The following is a 21,792-nucleotide window of genomic DNA, read 5'->3' as shown; positions in this document are numbered from 1 at the left end:
CGGATCGCCAGGAGTGTCAGCCCGCCGGCCGCTCGAGGCCGAGGTGGCCGCGCAGCGTCGTCGCCGTGTACTCCTCGCGGAAGAGCCCGCGGCGCTGCAGCTCCGGGACCACCTGGTCGACGAAGTCCTCGATCCCGCCGGGCAACGAGGGCGGCATCAGGTTGAAGCCGTCCGCCCCGCGGCCGTGGAACCAACGTTCCATTTCGTCGGCGATGCTCTCCGGGGTGCCGATCATGGTGCAGTGGCCGCCGCCGGCGGCGAGCCGCCCCAGCAGCTCGCGCAGGGTCGGCCGTTCGGTCTCGATGATGCGCAGGATGGTGGCATAGCGCCCCTGGGGGCCGCGGAACTCGGCCAGCGGCGGCAGCGGCGGCACCGGCGCATCGAGCTCCCAGTCGCTGCAGTCCTGCTCGATGAAGAGCCCCAGCTGGCGCAGCGAGGCCGCCACCGGCAGGCACTCATCCAACGCACGCTGCTTGGCCCGGGCCTCCTCCATGGTGGAACCGACATAGGTGACGAGTCCCGGCAGGATGGGCACCGGTGCGCTGCGCCCGGCCGCCTCCACCCGCGACTTGATGTCCCGGTAGTAGCCCTGGGCGGTCGGGAGGTCATAGGCGACCGCGTAGATCGCCTCGGCGTAGCGCGCCGCCAGGTCGCGCCCCTGGGAGGAGGCGCCCGCCTGCACCAGCACCGGATGCCCCTGGGGCGGGCGCGGCAGGTTCAGGGGCCCGTCCACCAGGAAGTGCTCTCCGTGGTGGTCGATCTTGCGCACCTTGTCCGGGTCGGCATAGCGGCCCTGGCGGTCGCGCTCGATGGCATCATCGGCCCAGCTGTCCCAAAGCGCCAGCACCGTCTGCACGAACTCCTCGGCCCGGGCGTAGCGTTCGGCATGCGCAGGCATGGCTTGGTAGCCGTGATTGCGCGCCTCGCTGTCGAACATCGAGGTCACCACGTTCCAGCCCACGCGCCCGCCGGAGATATGGTCCAGCGAGCCCACCAGCCGGGCCGCATGGAAGGGGGTATAGAAGGTGCTCGAGAGCGTGCTGATCAGCCCGATGTGCCGAGTGGCCCGGCTCATTGCGGAGAGCGCGGTCAGCGGCTCGAGATGCCAGTTGAAGCCGTCCTCCACGCTGCCGGCGCTCATGCCGTCGGCGAAGAAGACAGCGTCGAGCTTGCCGCGCTCGGCGGTGCGGGCCAGCGACTCGTAGTAGGCGATGTCGCCGAGCCGCTCGGCGCTGGAGTCGGGGTGCCGCCAGGCCGCGCGGTGGTGGCCGGCACCCATCACGAACAGGTTGAGGTGCAGTGTCTCGTCGGGGTGGCGCGGCGTCATCATCCTTTCACCAGGCCGCCGTCGACGATCAGGTTCTGGCCGGTGACCGCCCGCGCCCAGGGCGAGGCGAAGAACAGCGCCGCGTCGGCGAACTCCGCCGGCGTGGTCACCCGGCGCAGCGGGGTGTTCTGCGCGATCAGGTCGAAGACCGCCTCAGGGGTCGCGCTGGACGCATCGGTGGTGCGCAGCAGCCCGCCGGAGATCATGTTCACGGCAATGTTGTCGGGCCCCAGGTCGTTGGAGAGCGTGCGGGTCAGCGAGAGCAGCGCGGCCTTGCCGGCGGTGTAGTCGTGATAGGGCACGACGGGGTTCTGGAACAGGTTGGTGCCGACGTTGATGATCCGCCCGCCGCCCTGCTCGCGCATGCCGGCAAGCGCCGCCTGGATGGTGTTCAGCGCACCCCGGTTGACGCCCTCCAGCTGCTGCTGGAGGTGCGCCCAGTCGAGGGCGTCGGCGTCGGGACGCGCATCGCCGTTGAAGGTGAACTCCGGCAGGGCGTTGTTGACCACGGTGGTGATCGGCGCGTCAAAGTGGACGCGGGCCTGCTCGAACAGCGCCTGCACCGCCTCGGCCTCACGCACGTCGGCTTGAACGGCCAGGACCCGCTGCGGCGCCTCCTTCACCAGCGCCTCGGCGGCCTCACGGCTCTGGTAGTAGTTGACCACCACGCGGGCGCCCTGGTCGAGAAAGGCTCGGGTCAGGTGGGCGCCAAGACCGCGCGCGCCGCCGGTGACGAGTACGACCTGCTGGTCGAGGGGGAGAGAGGAAACGGCCATGAGAACTCCTTGATACGCGGCAAAGGACGCCGCGCTGGAGCCGGCCGACATCCCTTCGCCAGTGTGAACTGGATCAGGTTCGACGGGTATTATCTCAGCGGCCGCAGCCGCACCCCGTGTCTCAGGCCACCATAGCGCATTCGGGTAGGCAGCAACAGCCGGGGAACCGTTCGGGAACAGGCCGGCGCAAGGGGGACGTCAATCTGGAGCGGATAACGAGATACGAGGAAACGACATCAGCCGGGCTGGCGCCTTGGCTCATGATTGGCATCTAGGAAGGTGATGCAAGATTGGAGCGGGAAAGGAGATCGACTGCGCCGGCACTCCGGATCATGACCCGAGCCTTGGCGTGTCGATAGTGACTACGTAGGAGATTGGAGCGGGAAAGGAGATTCGAACTCCCGACCCTCGCCTTGGCAAGGCGATGCTCTACCACTGAGCTATTCCCGCTTATCTGGAGGCGTGCTTGTGAGAAGTGGCGTCCCATAGGGGGTTCGAACCCCTGTTACCGCCGTGAAAGGGCGGTGTCCTAGGCCACTAGACGAATGGGACGCAATCATCGCTCAAGGAGCGAATGGAGCGGGAAAGGAGATTCGAACTCCCGACCCTCGCCTTGGCAAGGCGATGCTCTACCACTGAGCTATTCCCGCTTGGTCTTCTCGCACCGTGTTGCTACCGGCTGTCGAAGGTGGCGTCCCATAGGGGGTTCGAACCCCTGTTACCGCCGTGAAAGGGCGGTGTCCTAGACCACTAGACGAATGGGACGCAATTTTTACCTTCAAACTGGAGCGGGAAACGAGATTCGAACTCGCGACCCTCGCCTTGGCAAGGCGATGCTCTACCACTGAGCTATTCCCGCACTCCGGCACCTTAACGAATCGAGTGGCGTCCCATAGGGGGTTCGAACCCCTGTTACCGCCGTGAAAGGGCGGTGTCCTGGACCACTAGACGAATGGGACGCATTGGCTCGCCTCGTCGAGGTGCGGCGAATATTACCGGCGCTCCCGGGGGCTGTCAAGCGCCTCTCATCGCTCGTTGATACCGCGTGACCTGCCAGGGGCCGCCACTGGAAACCCCCACCCGGTGAGATGTCAGAATGAGGGCGAGACGCCGAGCCTGCCGCCGGCTCCACGACGCAATGAGGAGAAGAGGCCATGCGCAGCAAGATCCAGAAGAGCGACGCCGAGTGGCGTGAGCAGCTGACGCCGGAGCAGTACCGCGTCACCCGCGAGAAGGGCACCGAACCGGCCTTCAGCGGGAAGTACAACGTGAGCGACGAGCACGGCATCTATCACTGCGTGTGCTGCAATGCGCCGCTGTTCGAGAACGAGCACAAGTTCAATGCCGGCTGCGGCTGGCCGAGCTTCGATCGACCCTTCACGCCGAAGTGCGTCGAGGAGCAGACCGACACCAGCCACGGCATGCAGCGAAGCGAGGTGACCTGCGCCCGCTGCGATGCCCACCTCGGCCATGTCTTCACCGACGGCCCGCCGGAGACCACCGGGCTTCGCTACTGCATCAACTCGGTGGCGATCGCCTTCCACGCCGGCGAGTAGCCGCACGACCCGCCACCGCCCCGCTCGGCGACGGCCGTCCATCTGCTATGATGGGCGGCCATTTTTCTACACGCTCATGCAGGAGAGGCTCGATGCTCGGCTGGTTTCCGGGACACATGAACAAGGCGCGCCGGCAGATCCTCGAGGCGCTGCCGGAGATCGACGTGGTGATCGAGGTGCTCGACGCCCGTCTCCCCTACTCCAGCGCCAACCCCATGCTCGCCGAGCTGACGCGCCACAAGCCGGTGCTCAAGATCCTCTCGCGGGCCGATCTGGCCGACCCCGAGCGGACCCGCGAGTGGACGGCCTTCTTCGACGCCCAGGATGACACCCGGGCACTCGCGGTGACCACCACCCAGGCCCGCGAGCTCAAGCGCATCCCGAAGCTGTGCCACGAGCTGGCCGGCCAGGTGCGCGCCGACCGCGACGTGCGGGTGATGGTCATGGGCATTCCCAACGTCGGCAAGTCGACCCTGATCAACGGCCTGGCCGGGCGCACGATCGCCAAGACCGGCAACGAGCCCGCCGTCACCAAGCGCCAGCAGAAGGTGCGCATCGGCGGCCGCGTGGCGCTGATCGACACCCCCGGGGTGCTGTGGCCGAAGATCGAGGATCAGGCCAGCGCCCACCGCCTGGCGGCCAGCGGCGCCATCCGCGATACCGCCATCGACTACGTCGACGTGGCCGTGGTCGCCGCCGCCGAGCTGGCCAGGCGCTATCCCGAGGCGCTCAGCGCACGCTACAAGCTCAAGTCGTTGCCGGCCTACACGGCGCACCCCGACGCCGACCAGGTGGATGCCGACGGCCCCGTGCGGGTCGACCTGCTGGCCCTGAGCGGCTACGACGGCCACGCCATCCTCAGCGAGATCGCGTCCAAGCGCGGCGGCCTGCGCGCCGGCGGCGAGATCGACCTGCATCGGGGCGCGGAAGTGCTGCTCCACGAGCTTCGCGACGGCAAGCTCGGCCGCCTCACCCTGGAGACCCCGGCCGACATCCCGGTCGCGCCGGAACCGGAGGAGCCGGCGCCGGACGAACCGCGCCCCGAGGATGGTGGCGACGGCGCCGAACCCGCATAATCGCAGGCGACGCCGACGAACAACGATCGCCGCCCAAGGCGGCACACGGACATCACTGGATTCAGCGCCCATGGATACCCCCCCGATCAGGAAATCGCACAAGCTCGAGAACGTCTGCTACGACATTCGCGGCCCGGTGCTCGAGCACGCCAAGCGGCTGGAAGAAGAAGGCCAGCGCATCCTCAAGCTGAACATCGGCAATCCCGCGCCGTTCGGCTTCGAGGCGCCGGAGGAGATCCTCCAGGACGTGATGCGCAACCTCCCCACCGCCCAGGGCTACTGCGATTCCAAGGGGCTCTACTCGGCGCGCAAGGCGATCATGCAGGAGTGCCAGCGCAAGGACATCCCCGGCGTCGGCATCGAAGACATCTACATCGGCAACGGCGTCTCGGAGCTGATCGTGATGGCGCTGCAGTCGCTGCTCAACGACGGCGACGAGGTGCTGATACCGGCGCCCGACTACCCGCTGTGGACCGCCGCCGCCAACCTTTCGGGCGGCCACGCCGTGCACTACCGGTGCGACGAGCAGGCCGACTGGGCGCCGGACATGGACGACATCCGCGCCAAGGTCACCGCGCACACCCGGGCCATCGTGATCATCAACCCCAACAACCCCACCGGCGCCGTCTATCCGCCGGCGGTGGTGCGCGAGCTCCTCGAGATAGCCCGGGAGCACGACCTGGTGGTGTTCTCCGACGAGATCTACGACAAGATCCTCTACGACGGGGTCGAGCACGTCTCCACCGGGGCGCTGGCCGGCGATGACCAGCTGGTGGTGACCATGAACGGGCTCTCGAAGAGCTATCGCTGCGCCGGCTTCCGCAGCGGCTGGATGATCCTCTCGGGCAACATCGCCAAGCAGCGCGCCGCCGACTTCATCCAGGGGCTGACGATGCTGGCCTCGATGCGCCTGTGTGCCAACGTGCCGGCCCAGCACGCCATCCAGACGGCGCTGGGCGGCTACCAGTCGATCAACGACCTGATCCTGCCCGGCGGGCGCCTGCTCGCCCAGCGCGACATCACCGTCGAGAAGCTCAACGCCATTCCCGGGGTCAGCTGCACCCGGCCCAAGGGGGCGCTCTACGCCTTCCCGAAGCTCGACCCCCAGGTCTTCAACATCCAGGACGACCAGCAGCTGGTGCTCGATCTGCTGCTCCAGGAGAAGATCCTGCTGGTCCAGGGCACGGCCTTCAACTGGCCCGAGCCCGATCACGTGCGCATCGTCACCCTGCCCTGGGCCGACCAGCTGGAGGACGCCCTGGACCGCTTCGCGCGCTTCCTGTCGCGCTATCGCCAGTAGCCGGGGCGACGCCGGCCCGCCGCTTGAAACCCGACGGGCCAGCCCGTATCTAAGCAACAGCTTGTCTACGCCGCGACCGCGGCGCCCCTATCGACGACTGGAGAGTTCCGGCAATGATGAGAATCCTGCTGTTCCTGGGCACCAACCTGGCGGTGATCCTGGTCGCCAGCATCACCCTGCGCCTGCTGGGGGTGGAGAGCTACCTGAACGAGCAGGGCATGAACTTCAATGCCCTGCTGATCTTCTGCTTCATCTTCGGCATGGCCGGCTCGATGATCTCGCTGTTCATCTCCAAGTGGATGGCCAAGCGCTCGACCGGCACCGTGGTGATCGAGACGCCGAGCAACTCCACCGAGCAGTGGCTGCTCGACACGGTGGGTGAGCTGGCCCGCGAGGCCGGCATCAAGATGCCGGAGGTCGGCATCTTCCCCGCCCAGCAGTCCAACGCCTTCGCCACCGGCTGGAACAAGGACGATGCCCTGGTGGCGGTCTCCGCCGGCCTGCTCAACCGCATGCGCCCCGAAGAGGTGCGCGCGGTGCTGGCCCACGAGATCGGCCACGTCGCCAACGGCGACATGGTGACCCTGGCGCTGGTGCAGGGCGTGCTCAACACCTTCGTGATGTTCTTCGCCCGAGTGGTCGCCCACCTGGTCGACGGCTTCCTGAAGAGCCGCAGCGACGGCGAGGGGGGCCTCGGGTTCATGGGCTACTTCGCGGTGGTGATCGTCGCCGAGATCGTCTTCGGCCTGATCGCCTCGGCCATCGTCGCCTGGTTCTCGCGCTTCCGGGAGTACCGGGCCGACAGTGCCGGCGCCCGCCTCGCCGGCAGCGGCGCCATGATCAATGCCCTGGCGCGGCTCAAGGCCGAGACCGAGATGCCCGACCAGATGCCGGATACCCTGCGCGCCATGGCCATCACCAAGGGCCAGACCCGCTCGCTGATGGAGCGCATGTTCGCCAGCCACCCGCCGCTGGATGATCGTATCCGCGCGCTCAAGGAAGCCGCCTACCGGCAGTGAATGGTAGAGCACAGAAGGAAGCCGCCTACCGGCAGTGAATGGTAGAGCACAGAAGGAAGCCGCCTACCGGCAGTAACGCCGCTTAGGCAGCACTATGCAGACGACAGCAGGCCCGCCGATTGGCGGGCCTGCTGTCGTTCGGGCCGGGGTCGCGGTCAGCGGGCGGCGATGCGAAACCCGGCCCCTGCCAGCAGCGGCTCGAGCTCCCGTGCGCCCTCGCCCAGAACGAGCTCGAGGGAGGCGGCCTCCCGGCGCAGCGGATAGCGCGCCCGGCAGCCGTCGAAGCCCTTGGCCATGCCCTGGCGGCGCGCCTCGCGGTGCAGGCTGTCGTGGTCGCGTCGCGGGTCGTAGACGGCGCGCAGGCAGAGCCGCAGCGCCTCCTCGGGCAACAAGCCGGCCTCGAGCACCAGGCGCGCGACGGGCGGAGCCGGCGCCAGGTCCTCGAGCGTCAGGCGCGCGGGCAGGCCGACGTGATGGGCCAGGGCGCGGTAGATGTGATGGGTGCCGCGCAGCTTGCCGTCCAGGCTGTAGCCGGCGATGTGCGGCGTGGCGATCTCGGCGAGATCGGCCAGGGCGGCGTCGATGGCGGGCTCCTGCTCCCAGACGTCGAGCACCGCCGTGATATCGCCCTGCCCCGCCAGGCGCTGGCGCAGCGCCCGGCCGTCCACGCAGTCGCCGCGCCCGGCATTGAGCAGCAGCGTGCCCGGCGCCAGGGCCGCGAGGCGCTGGGCATCCAGCAGGTGACGGGTGGCGTGGGGGCCCTCCCTGACCAGCGGCGTATGCAGGCAGAGCACGTCACACTCGTCGATCAGGGTGTCGAGGTCAAAAAAGCCGGCCAGGCCCTCCGCCTCGATGCTCTCTGCTTCCACCCTGGGCGGGTCGCAGGCCAGGCAGTCGATGCCCATAGCGGTGAGCCGCCCGAGCAGCCGCCCGCCGACGTTGCCCACGCCGACGATGCCGATGCGGCGCTCGGCGAGCCGGAAATCCTGGCGCTCGGCCAGGGTCGAGAGGCTCGACAGCACATAGTCCACCACCGCCTCGGCGTTGCAGCCGGGCGCACTTGCGAAGGCGATGCCGTGGTCGGCCAGGGCGCGGCGGTCGACGTGATCGGTGCCGATGGTGCAGGTACCGACGAAGCGCAGCGGCGAGCCCATCGACTTCGCCTCGGCGATCAGGGCCGCATCGACCCGAGTGATGGAGCGCACCACCAGGGCATCGGCCGCGGCGAGGGTGGCCGGGGCGATCTCGCGCCCCGGCACGCGGACCACCTCGCCCAGGGCGCCGAAGCAGGCCTCGGCGGCGGGAACGTTGGCATCGACGACGATTTTCATGCGGGACTCCTGACTTCCGGGACGCTGCGACTTGTTCAGTGTGCCCAAGCCCTTACAATACCGCCATACGCCATACAGGGCGGCAGCGACGCCGCCCGCCACTTCTGGAGCTGCCGTGATCGTCCGCTGGGAAACCGACCATGACTATGTGCTGGTGCATGTCCATCAGGACATGTTCGGCGACTGGATCTTCAGCCGCGCCTGGGGCCAGATCGGCACCCAGTTCGGCGGCCTGAAGCACCGCCTGGCCGATGACCATGCCCAGGCGATGATGTGGCTGGCCGACGAGTCCACCATCCTCAGCTCCCGCGGCTTCCACAAGGTGCTCGAGGTGGAGGCCGAGAGCGCCGAGGGGCGCGACGCCGTCAGCCAGCTCTCGCTGCTGGATTCGCTCTAGGCGCGCTCAGCCCGCACTTCACCCCAGGTAGCGGCGCCCGCCGCGCAGGGTCGCGCCCTTCGCCTCTCCCCGCGCCGCCTCGGGCATCGCCTCGCCGCTCAGCTGTCGCTGCAGCGCCTGCCAGGCCGACTCGTCCCGCCAGCCCCGTGCCGCCAGCCAGGCGGCCAGACGCTCGGGCTCCATGCCGCGATCGAGCTCCTGCCCCGCCTCGTCCACCAGCACCGGAATCCGTACCCCGTAGCGCTCGACCAGGGCGTCATCGTCGCTGATCTCGACCCTTTCGAGCCGATACGGCTCGGCGCAGAGGGTCGCGAGCAGCGCCTCGAGCTGCTCGCAGAGATGACAGCCCAGGGTGGTGTAGAGCCTGAGGCGGATCATGCGTCCTCCCGATGACGGATCAGGAAGCAGTGGTGCAGGTCCGGGCGGCGGTTGAAATCCGGATCGAACGTCTTCGCCGAGATATCCTCGACCCGATACTGCTCGGCCAGGTCCGCATCCAGCTGGAAGCGCCGCTGGTTGTTGGAGAACACCAGGGTGCCCTCCGGCGCCAGACGCGCCATGGCCAGGCGCACCAGTCGGCCGTGATCGCGCTGCACGTCCAGGGTATCGGCCATCTTCTTCGAGTTGGAGAAGGTCGGCGGGTCCATGAAGATCAGGTCGAACTCGCCGCCGGCGGTCGCAAGCCAGCGCAGGCAGTCGTCGCGCACCACCCGGTGGCGACTCGGATCGAGCCGGTTGAGGGCGAAGTTGTCCCGTGCCCACTCGAGGTAGGTGTTGGAGAGATCGACGCTGACGCTCTCGCTGGCGCCGCCGCCCTGCTCCGCGCCCTCCTTCTGCGGCCCCAGCGCCGCCTGCACGGTGGCGGTGGCGGTATAGCAGAAGAGGTTGAGGAAGCGCTTGCCGACGGCCATCTCGCCGAGCATGCGCCGCACGGGCCGGTGGTCGAGGAACAGGCCGGTGTCCAGGTAGTCGCGCAGGTTGACCCACAGCCGCGCCCGCCCCTCACGCACCTCGAAGCGCTCGCCGCTGGCCGCCTGCTTGCGGTACTGCTCCTTGCCGCTCTGGCGCTCGCGGCGCTTGATCACGACGCGGCTCGGGTCGACGCCGAGCACCTCGGGAATCACGCCCAGCGCTTCAAACAGGCGCTTCTGGGCCTGGGCGGCATCCACGGAGCGGGGCGGCGCGTACTCCTGGACGTGCACGCGATCGCCGTAGATATCGATGGCCAGGGCGTATTCGGGCATGTCGGCGTCATAGAGCCGGTAGCACGGCTCGCCGGAGCGCTTGAGCCACTTCTTCAACCGCTTGCGGTTCTTCTCCAGGCGGTTGGCGAACATCTGCGCGCCCTCGGAGCGCGCCGGGGGCGCCTCGGCGGCGGCCGGGTCGCCCGGGCCCGCTCCATGGCCATGCGCCGCCGCAGCGCCCTCGCCCCGCTCGGGAATCGCCATCAGCAGCAGGCGCGCATCCAGCGGCCCGTTCTTCAGCGAGTAGTGCTTGTGGGCGCGCAGCCCGATGCGATGCCCCAGATCTGGATTGGCGGTGAACACCGCCAGCTGCCAGCCCGGGAAGGCCGCCTTGACCCGTTCGCCGAGCTGGGCGTAGAGCTGCACCAGCTCCGGCAGCTCGCCCAGGCGCTCGCCGTAGGGCGGGTTGGTCATCACCAGCCCCGCGGGCGAGTCAGGCAGCCCCTCGGGGCGCTTGAGCCCGGTCAGGGCGGCGCCCTCGAGCTCGATCAGCGCCGGCACGCCGGCACGCATGGCGTTGGCCTTGGCCGCCGCCAGCGCAGGGGGGCTCTCGTCGAAACCGTAGAGCCGCGAGCGGCAGCGCTTGCGACCGATGCTCGCCCGGGCCTCGGCCTCGCGCTTGAGCTCGCGCCAGCAGCGCTCGTCGTGGCCGGCCCAGCCGTGGAAGCCGAAGCGCTCCCGGGCGAGGCCCGGGGCGATGTCGGCGGCCATCAGGGCGGCCTCGATCAGCAGCGTGCCGGCGCCGCACAGCGGATCGACCAGCGGCGCCCCGTCGCGGGCCAGCGCCGGCCAGCCGGCACGCACCAGCAGGGCCGCGGCCAGGTTCTCCTTGAGCGGGGCGTGACCGACGTCGCGCCGGTAGCCACGGCGGTGCAGGCTGTCGCCCGAGAGATCCACCCCCAGTGTCAGTCGGCCCCGATGCAGGTGGGCATACAGGCGCAGGTCGGGGTGGCGGGTGTCGATATCCGGCCGCGGTCGCGAATCGGCGTGGAGGCGATCCACTACTCCATCCTTGACGGTCTGGGCGCCGAAGCGGGTGTGGCGGATCTCCTCGGAGCGGCCGTGGAAGTCCACGGCCAGGGTCTTGCCGGGCGCGAGGTGGTCGCGCCAATCGATGGCCGCGGCGGCGACGCGCAGCGCCTCGGGGGTCTCGATGCCCTCCTCCCGGGCTAGGCAGAGCACCACCCGATTGGCCAGGCGCGACCAGAGGCAGGCGCGGTAGGCGTTCTCGAGGCTGGCCTGGAAGAACACCCCGGCGACCGTGGTCTTGCCGGGGATGGCGCCCAGCGCGGCCAGCTCGTCGGCCAGCAGCAGCTCGATGCCCTTGGGGCAGGTCGCCAGGAAATGAAGGGAGTCTGGGGATTGCTGTTCGGTCATGGAGTATCCATCGGCGCGGCGCCTGGCCGGAGTGAAGGCGTGACGGTCAGGTGAACGCCTTGTTACAAATCATCGGTCGACAATCGTCGTCATCTTGGGCTATCAATGACTGAGTAGCTACTGAATGACGCATGCGTTCCTGTCATCGGGTGATGTCTTTTCGCAGCTGTGTTCGCACGGTATGGATCTTCGCAGAAAGGAGTCTGAGAAGAACATCAATGAAGAACATGGTGGTCGCGCAATGATCAACATCTCCCGAGCAATACGAATCCGGTCTCGAGACCGGGTTCTCGTCGGTACCTTCATCAAGAGGTAGTCCAATGAAACGACAGAAACGTGATCGCTTCCAGCGTGCCTATGTTCATGGGTACAAGGCGGGTCTCTCGGGTCGCTCCCGCGATGAGTGTCCCAGCCAGGATATCAATCTACGCGAGTACTGGATGAGCGGTTGGCGTGAAGGTCGTGGGGATCAATGGTCCGGCATGACGGGTGTCTCAGGAATTCACAAGAACCCCATGGTCGTGTGACCCCGACTCCCCCGGGTCATCAACCCTTCGTCAGCGATGACGACGAACCTCTCAAGCCCATGGCCCTGCCATGGGCTTTTTCGTGCCCGCTCGCCGGGCCACCTGCCTGTCCTCAGGCCTTGCCCGCCTGGTCGCGCAGCGCCCGGGCGCACTCGCCCACCAGCGCGGGACCGCGATAGATGAAGCCCGAGTAGAGCTGCACCAGATCGGCCCCGGCCGCCACCTTGCCAAGCGCCGCCTCGCCGCTGTCGATGCCGCCCACGCCGATGATCGGCATGTCGGGCAGACGGCGACGCAGCTCGCGGATCACCGCGTTGGAGGGCTCGAGCACCGGTCGCCCGGAGAGTCCGCCATGCTCGTCGCCATGGGCGAGTCCCGCCACCGCCTCGCGGGAGACAGTGGTATTGGTGGCGATCACCGCGTCGATGGCGTTGGCCTCGAGCGCACCGGCGACCAGGCCGACCTCATCGACGCTCATGTCCGGGGCGATCTTCACCGCCAGGGGCACGCGCCGCCCGGACGCGCGATCGAGACGGTGGCCCTCCTCGCGCAGGGCGCCGAGCAGCGCATCGAGATGCTCGCCGAACTGCAGGTTGCGCAGCCCCGGGGTGTTGGGCGAAGAGATGTTCACCGCGATGTAGTGCGCATGCGCGTGCACCTTGCCAAGGCAGGTCAGGTAGTCATCCACCGCCTGCTCCACCGGAGTGGTCAGGTTCTTGCCGATGTTGATGCCGATCACGCCGTCGTATCGGCTCGCCATGACCCGGGCCACGAGATGGTCGACCCCGGCGTTGTTGAAGCCCATGCGATTGATGATGGCGCCGGCTTCCGGCAGCCGAAACAGCCGCGGCTTCGGATTACCGTCCTGGGGCCTGGGCGTCACGGTGCCCACCTCGACGAAGCCGAACCCCAGCGCCCCCAGGGCGTCGAGATGGTCGGCGTTCTTGTCGAGCCCCGCGGCGAGCCCCACCCGATTGGGAAAACGCAGCCCCATCACCTCTATCGGATCGTCGATCCGGCCCCCGCCCAGTCGCGAGGCCAGGCCCACACGGCCGGCCAGGTCCAGGGCGGAGAGCGCCATGCCGTGGGCGGTCTCGGCATCGAGACGAAACAGCAGCGAACGGGCAAGCGAGTACATGGCGGCTCCTGGGCAGTGGCGAGCGGAGAGGGTCTGGCGCGGCTCCACCGACGGTGCGGCGGCGAGCGGGGCGAGAGTATACCAGTCGAGCCACCCCGAGACGACGCGCCCGGCGCCGGGGCCCGACCGGATGGCTCGGCGCGTCACGGCTCCATCATCCGCGCCATTTATGCTCTACTGTTCCCTCGACGAGTTCCTTACCCAGGACACCACGAGGCGGCCGGCCCGCCTCGATGCACCATTGCCAGGAAGCGCCCATGACCGATACCACCGAGACACTCGAGCACCGCCTGTCGCGGATCCACCTGGCGCTGGAGAAAGAGCAACTGGAGAAGGTCGACGACGTACTCTCCGACCTCGAACCCGCGGAAGTGGCCCTGCTGCTGGAGTCGCTGCCGCCGGCGGCGCGCATCAGCCTGTGGGAGCGTGTGCCGGGCGAGATCGACGGCGAGGTCCTGCTGCACGTGCACGACGAGGTGCGCGGCACCCTGATCGACGACATGGATCACGCCGAGATCGTCGCCGCCACCACCGGCCTGGATACCACCGACCTGGCCGAGATCTTCGAGGACCTGCCCCAGCAGGTCGCCGCCGACATGCTGCGCTCCATGGACGAGCTGCAGCGCTCACGCCTCCAGGAGACCCTCTCCTTCGAGGAGGACAGTGCCGGGCGCCTGATGCGCACCGACACCATCGCCGTGCGCGCCGATGTCAGCCTGGAGACGGTGCGACGCTTCCTGCGCTGGAAGGAGGCGGTTCCCGACAACACCCACATGCTGATGGTGGTGGACCGTGATGGCCGCTTCGTCGGCGTGCTGCCCCTGGCGCGGCTGGTCGCCAACGACCCCGAGATGGCCGTGGCCGACCTGATGGACAGTGAAGTGGACAGCATCCAGGTGACCATGAAGTCGACCGACGTGGCCACCCTCTTCCAGACCCACGACCTGACCTCCGCCCCGGTGGTCGACGAGTCGGGCCTGCTGCTCGGGCGCATCATCATCGACGACATCGTCGACGTGATCCGCGAGAACTCCGAGCAGGCGCTGATGAACATGGCGGGCCTGGACGAGGAGGAAGACCTCTTCGCCCCGGTGATGCCCAGCGCCAAGCGCCGCGCCGTGTGGCTCGGCATCAACCTGCTGACGGCCTTCCTGGCCGCCTGGGTGATCGGGCGCTTCGAGGCGGCCCTGGACCAGATCGTCGCCCTGGCGGTGCTGATGCCGATCGTCGCCAGCATGGGCGGCATCGCCGGCAGCCAGACCCTGACGCTGGCGATCCGCGGCCTGGCGCTGGGGCAGATCAGCCGCACCAACAGCCAGTGGCTGCTGCGCAAGGAGATCGGCATCGCCGCCCTCAACGGCGTGCTGTGGTCGCTGGTGGTGGCCGTGCTCGCGGTGCTGTGGTTCGAAAGCGTCGCCATCGGCGTGATCATCGCCGCCGCCCTGGTGATCAACATGCTGGCGGCCGGCATCGCCGGCATCGTCATCCCGCTGATGCTCAAGCGCGCGGGCATCGACCCGGCCCTGTCGGGCTCGGTGATCCTGACCACGGTGACCGACGTGGTGGGCTTCATGTCCTTCCTGGGCCTCGCCACCGTGTTCCTGCTCTAGGCACCCTGCCAAAGGGGTGCCGCTTCGCCGCCAGGCACGCACCCCAGATGCACGAAACCCCGCCAATGGCGGGGTTTCGTGTCTTCGGGGCCTGGAGGTCAGGCGCGATGGAGCCGATCAGGCACGGTTGCTCTCGGCCAGATCGACCAGTTCACGCACGGCCACCGCGAACAGCGGGAAGCCGCCGTGGGTGCCGCTGCCCACCTCCTCGACCAGGCGGCACCAGCGCTGGTGCATGGCCTGGTGAAGCGTCAGCCACTGGCTGACCCGCTCGGTGGAGTCCTTGGCACCGTTCTCCATGCCGAGCACGCTGGTGGTCAGCGCCAGCTGCTGGCGGTCGATGTCGTCGCGGAAGGTCTCCCGGGCCTGGGCCTGCCAGCTGTCGCGCACCTTGAGCTCGGTGATCTGCTGGATCATCCACGGCAGCTCGAGGCGGTCGCCGATCTCGTAGAAGACCTCGGCCACGCGCTGGGGCTTCTCCTGGGTCTGGCGCGCCGTCTGGATGATGCCGAGCGCCGCATAAAGGCTGTTGGCGGCGGCCACGGTGGCGGCCAGGGCCTCGGGCACGCCGGCCTCGACCAGCGCCTTGCGACGGGCCTCCCAGGCCTCGTGCTCCTCGCCCCGCAGGCGCTTGCCGATGTTCTCCTGCAGCTGCGCCAGGCGCGGCGCGAAGAAGTCGATCGCCTCCTGGGTGCTCATGCCGGTGCGGTTGCGCAGGAACCAGCGGGTGGCGCGGCGCAGCATGCGCATGAGGTCGAGCATCATGTCGTACTGCACGGCGCTCGCCACCTGGTTGTCCAGCGCCTCGATCTGCTCCCACAGGCGCGGCAGCTGGAAGCTGTCGCGGGCGATCACGTAGGCCCGGGCGATCGCGGCACGGTCGGCGCCGGTGGAGTCGATCAGCCGGCGCACGAAGACGATGCCCATGTGGTCGACCAGGTCGTTGGCGACCTGGGTGGCGACGATCTCGCGGGTCAGCCGGTGGTCGTAGACCTCGTCGCGGTAGCGCTCGACGAGCACGCTCGGGAAGATCCGCTCGACGAACTTGACGATGGTCGGGTCGTCCGGGACATCCGAGGCGATCAGGTCGCCCTTGAGCACGCTCTTGGCATAGGAGATCAGCACCGAGAGCTCCGGCAGCAGCATCCCCTGCTCGTTGGCGGCCCGCTCCTGGAGCAGCTCGTCGTCGGGCAGGAACTCCAGCTCGCGGTCGATCTGGCCGGCCGCCTCCAGCTCGCTGACGAAGCGTCGGAAGGGACCGATGCCCTGCTTGGAGAGGCGCTCGGCGAGATCCAGCGCCTGGGTCTGGCGATAGTTGTCCTTGAGCACCAGGTCCGAGACCTCGCCGGTCATGTCGGCCAGCAGCTTGTTGCGCTGCTTCTCGGTCATGTCGCCGCGCTTGACCACCTCGTCGATGAGGATCTTGATGTTGACCTCATGGTCGGAGCAGTTGACTCCACCGGCGTTGTCGATGAAGTCGGTGTTGACCCGCACGCCCTTGGCGGCGGCCTCCATGCGACCCCGCTGGGTGAGGCCGAGGTTACCGCCCTCGCCGACCACCCGGCAGTTGAGCTCGCGGCCATCGATGCGCAGGCCATCGTTGGCCTTGTCGCCGACCTGGGCATCGGTCTCCTCGCTGCACTTCACGTAGGTGCCGATACCGCCGTTCCACAGCAGGTCGACCTGCGACTTGAGCATCGCGCGGATCAGCTCGTTGGGGGAGAGCTTGTCCTCCTTGATGCCGAACAGCGTCTTCATCTGCCGGGAGATGGGCACGGTCTTGGCGGCGCGGCTGAAGATGCCGCCGCCCTCGGAGATCAGCGTGGCATCGTAGTCCTGCCAGCTGGAGCGCGGCAGGTCGAACAGGCGCTGGCGCTCGGCGAAGCTCGCCGCCACGTCCGGATTCGGGTCGACGAAGATATGCAGGTGGTTGAAGGCCCCCACCAGGCGAATCTTGTCGGAGAGCAGCATGCCGTTGCCGAACACGTCGCCCGCCATGTCGCCGATGCCGACCACCGAGAACTCGTCCTGCTGGGTGTTGAGCCCCAGGCCGCGGAAGTGGCGCTTGACCGACTCCCAGGCGCCCTTGGCGGTGATGCCCATCTTCTTGTGGTCGTAGCCGTTGGCCCCGCCCGAGGCGAAGGCATCGCCCAGCCAGTGGCCATACTCGGCGGAGATCTCGTTGGCGATGTCGGAGAAGGTCGCGGTGCCCTTGTCGGCGGCCACCACCAGGTAGGCATCGTCATCGTCGTGGCGCACCACGTCCTCGGGCGGCACGATCTCGCCGCCCACTCGGTTGTCGGTGACGTCGAGCAGGGCGCGGATGAAGATCTTGTAGCAGGCGATGCCCTCCTGCTGGGTGGTGTCGCGATCGGCGCCCTCGGGCATCCGCTTGCAGACGAAGCCGCCCTTGGCGCCCACCGGCACGATCACCGCGTTCTTGACCTGCTGCGCCTTGACCAGCCCCAGTACCTCGGTGCGGAAGTCCTCGAAGCGATCGGACCAGCGCAGCCCGCCACGGGCGACCTTGCCGCCGCGCAGGTGCACGCCCTCGACCCGCGGCGAGCAGACGAAGATCTCGTGGGCCGGCCGCGGCTTGGGCATGCCGGTGATCCTGGAGGGCTCCATCTTGAAGGCCATGTAGTCCTTCTGACGGCCGTCGGGGCCCTTCTGGTAGTAGTTGGTGCGCTGGGTCGCCTGGATCATCTCCATGTAGCGTCGCAGCAGCTGGTCGTCGTTGAGGCTGGCGACGTCGTCGAGCAGCTGGAGGATGCGCGCGGTGCAGGCCTCGACCTCGCCTTCCGGCGGGCGCTCGCTGGGATCGAAGCGCAGCTCGAACAGGGTCACCAGTTCGCGGGTGATCTCCGGATGATTGACCAGGGTGGTGGCCATGTAGTCCTGGGAGACGCCGAAGCGGATCTGCTTGAGGTAGCGGGCATAGCCCCTGAGCATGGCGACTTCGCGCCAGTCGAGGTTGGCGCCGATGATCAGCCGGTTGAACGGATCGTTGTCCGCCTCGCCGATCCAGATGCGCTGGAAGGCCTCGATGAAGGGCTCGCGCATCTCCTGGAGGTTGACCTCGTTGCTGGTGTGATGCTCGAGGTCGAAGTCGTGGATCCAGTAGCTGCCGTCGCTGGCCTGCACCTCGTAGGGGCGCTCGCCGAGCACGCGCAGCCCCAGGTTCTCCATCATCGGCAGCACGTCGGAGAGCGGGATCGGCCGGTCGCGGTGGAACAGCTTCAGGTTGACGCCGCTGCCCTCCTCCTCGACCAGGCGATAGAGGGAGAGGGCCAGCGGGGCCCCTGCGTCCAGCTCGCTGATGTGCTGCAGGTCATAGACCGCGGTACGCGCCGAGAAGTCGTCGCGGTAGCTCGCCGGGAAGGCGTCGCGGAAGCGGTCCATCAGCAGGTTGGCCTGCTCCTCGCCGAAGCCCTCGATGGCGGCGCCCTGCAGATCGTCGCGCCAGTTGCGCGCCAGCGTCGCCAGCTTGGCTTCCAGGCGGCGCAGGTCGTACTCCGTCGGCCGGTCGCCCTTGAAGCGCAGGATGAACTGGATGCGCGCCAGCACCGACTCGGAGAGGTAGGTGTTGAAGTCGCCGAAGGTGGCGTCGAGCTCCTCGCACAGCATCTGCTGGATGCGCTGACGCAGCTCGGTGGAGAAGACGTCCCGCGGCACGAAGGCCAGGCAGGAGTAGAAGCGCCCGGAGCGGTCCTCGCGGATGAACAGCCGCACCCGGCGGCGCTCGCGCATGTCGAGGATGCCCAGCGCCGTCTGCGTCAGCTCGTCGGTGTCGATCTGGAACAGGTCGTCGCGGGGATAGACCTCGAGGATGTGCAGCAGGTGCTTGCCGTTGTGGCCCTTGGGGTTGAAGCCGGAGTTGGCCATCACGGTCTGGAGCTTGCGACGCAGGATCGGCACGTTGCGCGGCGACTCGTTGTAGACCGTGGCGGTGAACAGGCCCAGGAAGCGCCGCTCGCCGATCACCCGCCCCTGATCATCGTAGCGATCGATGGAGATGTAGTCGGGATAGGTGGGACGGTGGATCCGCGCGTGGTGGGCGCTCTTGGCGAACGACAGCAGCTGGGGGACCAGCACGAAGCGGTCGCCCTCGACGCCTTGATCGGTCCGGATGCGCTCCTGATAGCGAGGCTGATCGAGGCGGAAGACCCCCAGCTCGCTCTGCTCGACGCGATCCAGACGCTGGCGTCCCTGCTCCTCGTGGACGGCGTATTCGTCGTAGCCGAGGAAGGTGAAGTTGTCGTGGAGCAGCCACTCGACGAAGGCCGTGGCCTCCTCGTGGTCCTCGGCCTTGACCTGCTCGGGCCGCGAGGCCTTGAGCTCGGCCAGGGCCGCCCGGGCCTGGTCGCGCATAGGCTCGAAGTCGGCCACCGCGGTGCGCACGTCGCGTAGCACCTCCTGCAGGCTGGCCTCGATCTCCTCGAGTACCGCCGGGTCGGAGTGGCGATCCACCTCGATGGCGATCAGCGACTCGCGATGCTCCGGGGCATCGGCCTGCTGGGTCGGCGTGACCCGCTCGAGGCGATGCTCGCCATCGCGCTGGGTGGCCAGCACGGCGTTATGGATGGCGTGAACGGTCATGCCGCGGCGGTTGAGCTCGATGCGCACCGAATCGACCAGGAAGGGCATGTCCTGGTGCAGCACGGCGATGAAGGTGTGGGTGGACTGCCAGCCGTGCTGCTCGAAGTCGGGGTTGAAGACCCGCACCTTGGGATCGGCGGGATCGAACTGCTGCAGGAAGTGCCACACGGAGAGGGTGGCGCCGTAGATGTCGTCGAGACGGCGGTCGGCCAGGTCATCGAGCGGGATCGTGGCATAGAAGTGGCGGGCGAAGGCATGGACCTGGGCGGCCTTGTCCTCGTCCAGACGGCCTTGCAGCCGCTCCTCGAGTTGCTTGAGCAGATCCTCGCGGGTCTCCTCGTGTGCGACATGTTGCATCCATCACCTCGGCTGCCAGCGGCCGCCGGGAGCGGCCGGGAGAACTTGACGTGGCGGCCTCCTGGCCGCATCGCCGTCCAGCTTACGTCACTTCCCGAGCCGCCCCCAACCACATGCCTCTTCGCTCATGGAGCATGTCGGTTACGCATCGCCGCTTGACAACGCCGCCGTTTCTTCGACCAAGGTCGAATCAGTCGCGACGCACCAGCAGGACCCCGCACTCGCAGTGGTGGGTCCAGGGAAACTGGTCGAAGAGCGCGAAGCGCTGAATCTCGTGGGTACGGGTCAGCGTGTCGAGATTCTCGGCCAGGGTCTCGGGGTTGCATGAAATATAGACGATGCGCTCATAGTCGCTGAGCTGCTGGCAGCTCGCCTCGTCGAGGCCGGCCCGCGGCGGGTCCACCAGCACCGTGGAGAAGGCGTAGTCGTCGAGGGCCATCTCGCTGACGCGCCGACCGCCCTTCTCGCCCTTCAGGGCCTGGGAGAACTCCTCGGCGGACATGCGCCCCACCTCGGCGTTGTCGATGCCGTTGGCCTCGAGGTTGATCCGCGCGCTGGCCACGGACGTGCGCGAGATCTCGGTGGCCAGCACCCGCCGGAAGTTGCCGGCGAGCGCCACGGTGAAGTTGCCGTTGCCGCAGTAGAGCTCCACCAGATCGCCGTCCTGGCTGCCCCGGGTGACGTCCCTCGCCCAGGCGAGCATCGACCGGCAGATCTCGGCGTTGGGTTGGGTGAAGCTGTTCTCCACCTGCTGATAGACCAGCGTATCGTCGCCCACCGCCAGGCGCTCCCAGACGTGGTCGCGCGCAAGCACCAGGCGCTGCTTGCGGGCCCGGCCGATGATCATGATGCCGAGCACCTCCTGCAGGGCACGCGCCTCGGCTTCCCAGGCCTCGTCGAGGCGGCGATGGTAGATCAACGTCACCAGCGCCTCGCCGGTCAGGGTGGTGAGGAACTCGACCTGGAACAGGCGCCGGCGCAGCGGGTCGTTGTCGCGCAGGGCATCGAGCAGGCGCGGCATCAGCTCGTTGATCTGCCGGCTGGCCACCGGATACTCATCCAGGCGAACCACCGTCTTGTTCTTGGGATCCTCGGGGTCGACCTCGAACATGGCGTAGAAGAGATCGTCCCCCTCGTGCCAGAGGCGAAATTCGCAGCGCTGGCGATAGTGGCTCGGCGGCGAGGGGAAGACTTCCAGCGACGGCGGCGCGAAGCGGGCGAAGTCGCGGGTGATGCGCTCGCGCTTGGCCTCGAGCTGCTGGTCATAGCGGGCGGGGTCGACGACGGGAATGGCCACGGCGGCTCCTGTGGTGAAGATCGATGGTGAAGAGAGAAAAGCGAGAATAGGGCGAACGCGGGCGATTCAGCCCGGCTGCAGCCGCCGCGGCGGGGCGAAGCCGAAGGCGGCCAGGCCCCTGCCCAGGCGCTCATCGGGGGCCGTGACGAAGCTCGGCCCGGCCCGCTGGCAGCGATCGGGGGCCGTCACGACCTGGGCCACGCGGCGCGCGATGGCCTCCCCGGAGTCGACCCAGGCCACCTCGCGGGGGACCGCCTCGATCAGCTGGCGTCGCAGCAGCGGGAAGTGGGTACAGCCGAGCACCACGGTATCCAGGGCCATCTCCGCGGCCGAGGAGGCCTCCCAGAGGGGCGCGAGGGCCCGGCGAATCGCCGCACGATCCGGCGGCCCCCCGACCACCAGCCGCTCCGCCTCGCCCACCAGGGCATCGGCGGCGACCCGGGTGACGCGGCAGTCGGCCGCGAAGTCGTGGATCAGCCGCAGGGTATAGGGGCGCGACACGGTGGCGCTGGTCGCCAGCAGGCCGATGTGGCGCGTGGCGCTCACGGCGGCCGCCGGCTTGATGGCCGGCACGGTCCCGATCACGGGAATGGACAGGCGCTGGCGCAGGGCATCCAGCGCCAGGGTACTGGCCGTGTTGCAGGCCACCACCAGCGCCCGACAGCCGCTGGCCGCCACCGCCGCCTGACAGACGGACTGGATGCGCTCGACCAGCCAGGCATCCTCACGCCGCCCGTAGGGCAGCATGGCGTTATCGCAGGCATAGGCCAGGGCGACCCCGGGCAGCCGGTGGCGCAGCGCCTGCACCACCGAGAGCCCGCCCACGCCGGAATCGAAGACCAGGATCGGTGCCGCCATCAG

General features: G+C 68.3%; 16 protein-coding genes, 6 tRNA genes and 1 riboswitch. Of the genes, 7 read left to right on the top strand and 15 right to left on the bottom strand.

Annotated features, from left to right (window positions below; all coding sequences use genetic code 11):
• Positions 1-16: 16 nt before the first annotated feature.
• From ACGTNG_RS04545 to ACGTNG_RS04510, 8 genes are all read right to left on the bottom strand, one after another.
• On the bottom strand, positions 17-1,330 hold the full coding sequence (locus ACGTNG_RS04545) for an LLM class flavin-dependent oxidoreductase (protein WP_394575740.1): 1,314 nt from the start codon (positions 1,328-1,330) through the stop codon (positions 17-19).
• Entirely contained in the window at positions 1,327-2,103 is a 777-nt protein-coding gene (locus tag ACGTNG_RS04540) for a 3-oxoacyl-ACP reductase (RefSeq protein ID WP_394575739.1), read from the bottom strand. Before ACGTNG_RS04540 ends, ACGTNG_RS04545 begins: the two co-directional genes overlap by 4 nt.
• A 33-nt stretch (positions 2,104-2,136) precedes the next feature.
• Positions 2,137-2,230, bottom strand: a riboswitch (TPP riboswitch).
• Between the two features lie 248 nt (positions 2,231-2,478).
• Positions 2,479-2,553, bottom strand: a tRNA-Gly gene (locus ACGTNG_RS04535).
• A gap of 26 nt (positions 2,554-2,579) precedes the next feature.
• Positions 2,580-2,655: transfer RNA gene (locus ACGTNG_RS04530), tRNA-Glu, on the bottom strand.
• Between the two features lie 23 nt (positions 2,656-2,678).
• Positions 2,679-2,753 (bottom strand) — tRNA-Gly (locus ACGTNG_RS04525).
• Between the two features lie 39 nt (positions 2,754-2,792).
• Positions 2,793-2,868, bottom strand: a tRNA-Glu gene (locus ACGTNG_RS04520).
• A gap of 19 nt (positions 2,869-2,887) precedes the next feature.
• Positions 2,888-2,962, bottom strand: a tRNA-Gly gene (locus tag ACGTNG_RS04515).
• Positions 2,963-2,986: 24 nt separating this feature from the next.
• Positions 2,987-3,062 (bottom strand) — tRNA-Glu (locus ACGTNG_RS04510).
• 195 nt (positions 3,063-3,257) lie between these two features.
• Here ACGTNG_RS04510 and msrB point away from each other — a divergent pair.
• The 4 genes from msrB to htpX all read left to right on the top strand — a co-directional run bounded on the left by msrB (position 3,258) and on the right by htpX (position 7,054).
• Positions 3,258-3,659 carry a peptide-methionine (R)-S-oxide reductase MsrB gene (gene msrB / locus ACGTNG_RS04505; RefSeq protein ID WP_394575738.1) on the top strand — a complete coding sequence of 134 codons (402 nt, stop codon included), beginning with the start codon at positions 3,258-3,260 and terminating at the stop codon, positions 3,657-3,659.
• 92 nt (positions 3,660-3,751) lie between these two features.
• Positions 3,752-4,735: a ribosome biogenesis GTPase YlqF gene (gene ylqF, locus ACGTNG_RS04500; protein ID WP_394575737.1), complete on the top strand. Its 984-nt coding sequence runs from the start codon at positions 3,752-3,754 to the stop codon at positions 4,733-4,735.
• A 70-nt stretch (positions 4,736-4,805) separates the two neighbouring features.
• A complete protein-coding gene (locus ACGTNG_RS04495; protein WP_394575736.1) occupies positions 4,806-6,035 on the top strand; it encodes a pyridoxal phosphate-dependent aminotransferase in 1,230 nt (409 codons plus the stop codon).
• A gap of 113 nt (positions 6,036-6,148) precedes the next feature.
• Entirely contained in the window at positions 6,149-7,054 is a 906-nt protein-coding gene (htpX, locus tag ACGTNG_RS04490; protein WP_394575735.1) for a protease HtpX, read from the top strand.
• A gap of 155 nt (positions 7,055-7,209) precedes the next feature.
• Here the strand turns inward: htpX and pdxB are convergent, their stop codons facing one another.
• Positions 7,210-8,385 carry a 4-phosphoerythronate dehydrogenase PdxB gene (gene pdxB / locus ACGTNG_RS04485; RefSeq protein ID WP_394575734.1) on the bottom strand — a complete coding sequence of 392 codons (1,176 nt, stop codon included), beginning with the start codon at positions 8,383-8,385 and terminating at the stop codon, positions 7,210-7,212.
• Positions 8,386-8,500: 115 nt separating this feature from the next.
• Between pdxB and ACGTNG_RS04480 the strand changes: the two genes are divergently transcribed.
• Entirely contained in the window at positions 8,501-8,782 is a 282-nt protein-coding gene (locus ACGTNG_RS04480) for a hypothetical protein (protein ID WP_394575733.1), read from the top strand.
• An 18-nt stretch (positions 8,783-8,800) separates the two neighbouring features.
• Here ACGTNG_RS04480 and ACGTNG_RS04475 read toward each other — a convergent pair whose 3' ends face one another.
• Together ACGTNG_RS04475 and rlmKL are read right to left on the bottom strand one after the other, a co-directional pair.
• A complete protein-coding gene (locus tag ACGTNG_RS04475) occupies positions 8,801-9,160 on the bottom strand; it encodes a glutaredoxin family protein (RefSeq protein ID WP_394575731.1) in 360 nt (119 codons plus the stop codon).
• Positions 9,157-11,403 carry a bifunctional 23S rRNA (guanine(2069)-N(7))-methyltransferase RlmK/23S rRNA (guanine(2445)-N(2))-methyltransferase RlmL gene (gene rlmKL, locus ACGTNG_RS04470; protein ID WP_394575730.1) on the bottom strand — a complete coding sequence of 749 codons (2,247 nt, stop codon included), beginning with the start codon at positions 11,401-11,403 and terminating at the stop codon, positions 9,157-9,159. Before rlmKL ends, ACGTNG_RS04475 begins: the two co-directional genes overlap by 4 nt.
• A 320-nt stretch (positions 11,404-11,723) precedes the next feature.
• Between rlmKL and rmf the strand changes: the two genes are divergently transcribed.
• The gene (gene rmf, locus ACGTNG_RS04465) at positions 11,724-11,930 is read left to right on the top strand and encodes a ribosome modulation factor (protein ID WP_089847892.1); all 207 of its coding nucleotides are present in this window, start codon (positions 11,724-11,726) and stop codon (positions 11,928-11,930) included.
• A gap of 112 nt (positions 11,931-12,042) precedes the next feature.
• Here the strand turns inward: rmf and ACGTNG_RS04460 are convergent, their stop codons facing one another.
• Positions 12,043-13,068: a quinone-dependent dihydroorotate dehydrogenase gene (locus ACGTNG_RS04460; protein WP_394576169.1), complete on the bottom strand. Its 1,026-nt coding sequence runs from the start codon at positions 13,066-13,068 to the stop codon at positions 12,043-12,045.
• A 257-nt stretch (positions 13,069-13,325) separates the two neighbouring features.
• Here ACGTNG_RS04460 and mgtE point away from each other — a divergent pair, with 257 nt between their 5' ends.
• Positions 13,326-14,678, top strand: a complete 1,353-nt coding sequence (gene mgtE, locus ACGTNG_RS04455; RefSeq protein WP_394575729.1) for a magnesium transporter — start codon at positions 13,326-13,328, stop codon at positions 14,676-14,678.
• 117 nt (positions 14,679-14,795) lie between these two features.
• Here the strand turns inward: mgtE and ACGTNG_RS04450 are convergent, their stop codons facing one another.
• The 3 genes from ACGTNG_RS04450 to murI all read right to left on the bottom strand — a co-directional run bounded on the left by ACGTNG_RS04450 (position 14,796) and on the right by murI (position 21,789).
• A complete protein-coding gene (locus ACGTNG_RS04450) occupies positions 14,796-19,634 on the bottom strand; it encodes an NAD-glutamate dehydrogenase (protein ID WP_394575728.1) in 4,839 nt (1,612 codons plus the stop codon).
• A 190-nt stretch (positions 19,635-19,824) separates the two neighbouring features.
• Positions 19,825-20,931 carry a tRNA (uridine(54)-C5)-methyltransferase TrmA gene (gene trmA / locus ACGTNG_RS04445; RefSeq protein ID WP_394575726.1) on the bottom strand — a complete coding sequence of 369 codons (1,107 nt, stop codon included), beginning with the start codon at positions 20,929-20,931 and terminating at the stop codon, positions 19,825-19,827.
• Between the two features lie 66 nt (positions 20,932-20,997).
• Positions 20,998-21,789: a glutamate racemase gene (murI, locus tag ACGTNG_RS04440; protein WP_394575724.1), complete on the bottom strand. Its 792-nt coding sequence runs from the start codon at positions 21,787-21,789 to the stop codon at positions 20,998-21,000.
• Between the last annotated feature and the right edge of the window lie 3 nt (positions 21,790-21,792).

Source organism: Halomonas sp. B23F22_3 (assembly GCF_043496965.1).
Taxonomy (GTDB): Bacteria; Pseudomonadota; Gammaproteobacteria; order Pseudomonadales; family Halomonadaceae; genus Halomonas.
Note: the sequence above shows the minus strand (reverse complement) of the source record. Positions and strands in the feature narration are given on the sequence as shown.

Bases quoted from the DNA above. Each gene is read 5' to 3' on its own strand.
- ACGTNG_RS04495 (WP_394575736.1), top strand. From the start codon at position 4,806: ATGGATACCCCCCCGATCAGGAAATCGCACAAGCTCGAGAACGTCTGC.
- msrB (WP_394575738.1), top strand. From the start codon at position 3,258: ATGCGCAGCAAGATCCAGAAGAGCGACGCCGAGTGGCGTGAGCAGCTG.
- ACGTNG_RS04545 (WP_394575740.1), bottom strand. From the start codon at position 1,330: ATGATGACGCCGCGCCACCCCGACGAGACACTGCACCTCAACCTGTTC.
- ACGTNG_RS04540 (WP_394575739.1), bottom strand. From the start codon at position 2,103: ATGGCCGTTTCCTCTCTCCCCCTCGACCAGCAGGTCGTACTCGTCACC.
- rmf (WP_089847892.1), top strand. From the start codon at position 11,724: ATGAAACGACAGAAACGTGATCGCTTCCAGCGTGCCTATGTTCATGGG.
- pdxB (WP_394575734.1), bottom strand. From the start codon at position 8,385: ATGAAAATCGTCGTCGATGCCAACGTTCCCGCCGCCGAGGCCTGCTTC.
- murI (WP_394575724.1), bottom strand. From the start codon at position 21,789: ATGGCGGCACCGATCCTGGTCTTCGATTCCGGCGTGGGCGGGCTCTCG.
- htpX (WP_394575735.1), top strand. From the start codon at position 6,149: ATGATGAGAATCCTGCTGTTCCTGGGCACCAACCTGGCGGTGATCCTG.
- ACGTNG_RS04450 (WP_394575728.1), bottom strand. From the start codon at position 19,634: ATGCAACATGTCGCACACGAGGAGACCCGCGAGGATCTGCTCAAGCAA.
- ACGTNG_RS04460 (WP_394576169.1), bottom strand. From the start codon at position 13,068: ATGTACTCGCTTGCCCGTTCGCTGCTGTTTCGTCTCGATGCCGAGACC.
- ACGTNG_RS04475 (WP_394575731.1), bottom strand. From the start codon at position 9,160: ATGATCCGCCTCAGGCTCTACACCACCCTGGGCTGTCATCTCTGCGAG.
- rlmKL (WP_394575730.1), bottom strand. From the start codon at position 11,403: ATGACCGAACAGCAATCCCCAGACTCCCTTCATTTCCTGGCGACCTGC.
- mgtE (WP_394575729.1), top strand. From the start codon at position 13,326: ATGACCGATACCACCGAGACACTCGAGCACCGCCTGTCGCGGATCCAC.
- ylqF (WP_394575737.1), top strand. From the start codon at position 3,752: ATGCTCGGCTGGTTTCCGGGACACATGAACAAGGCGCGCCGGCAGATC.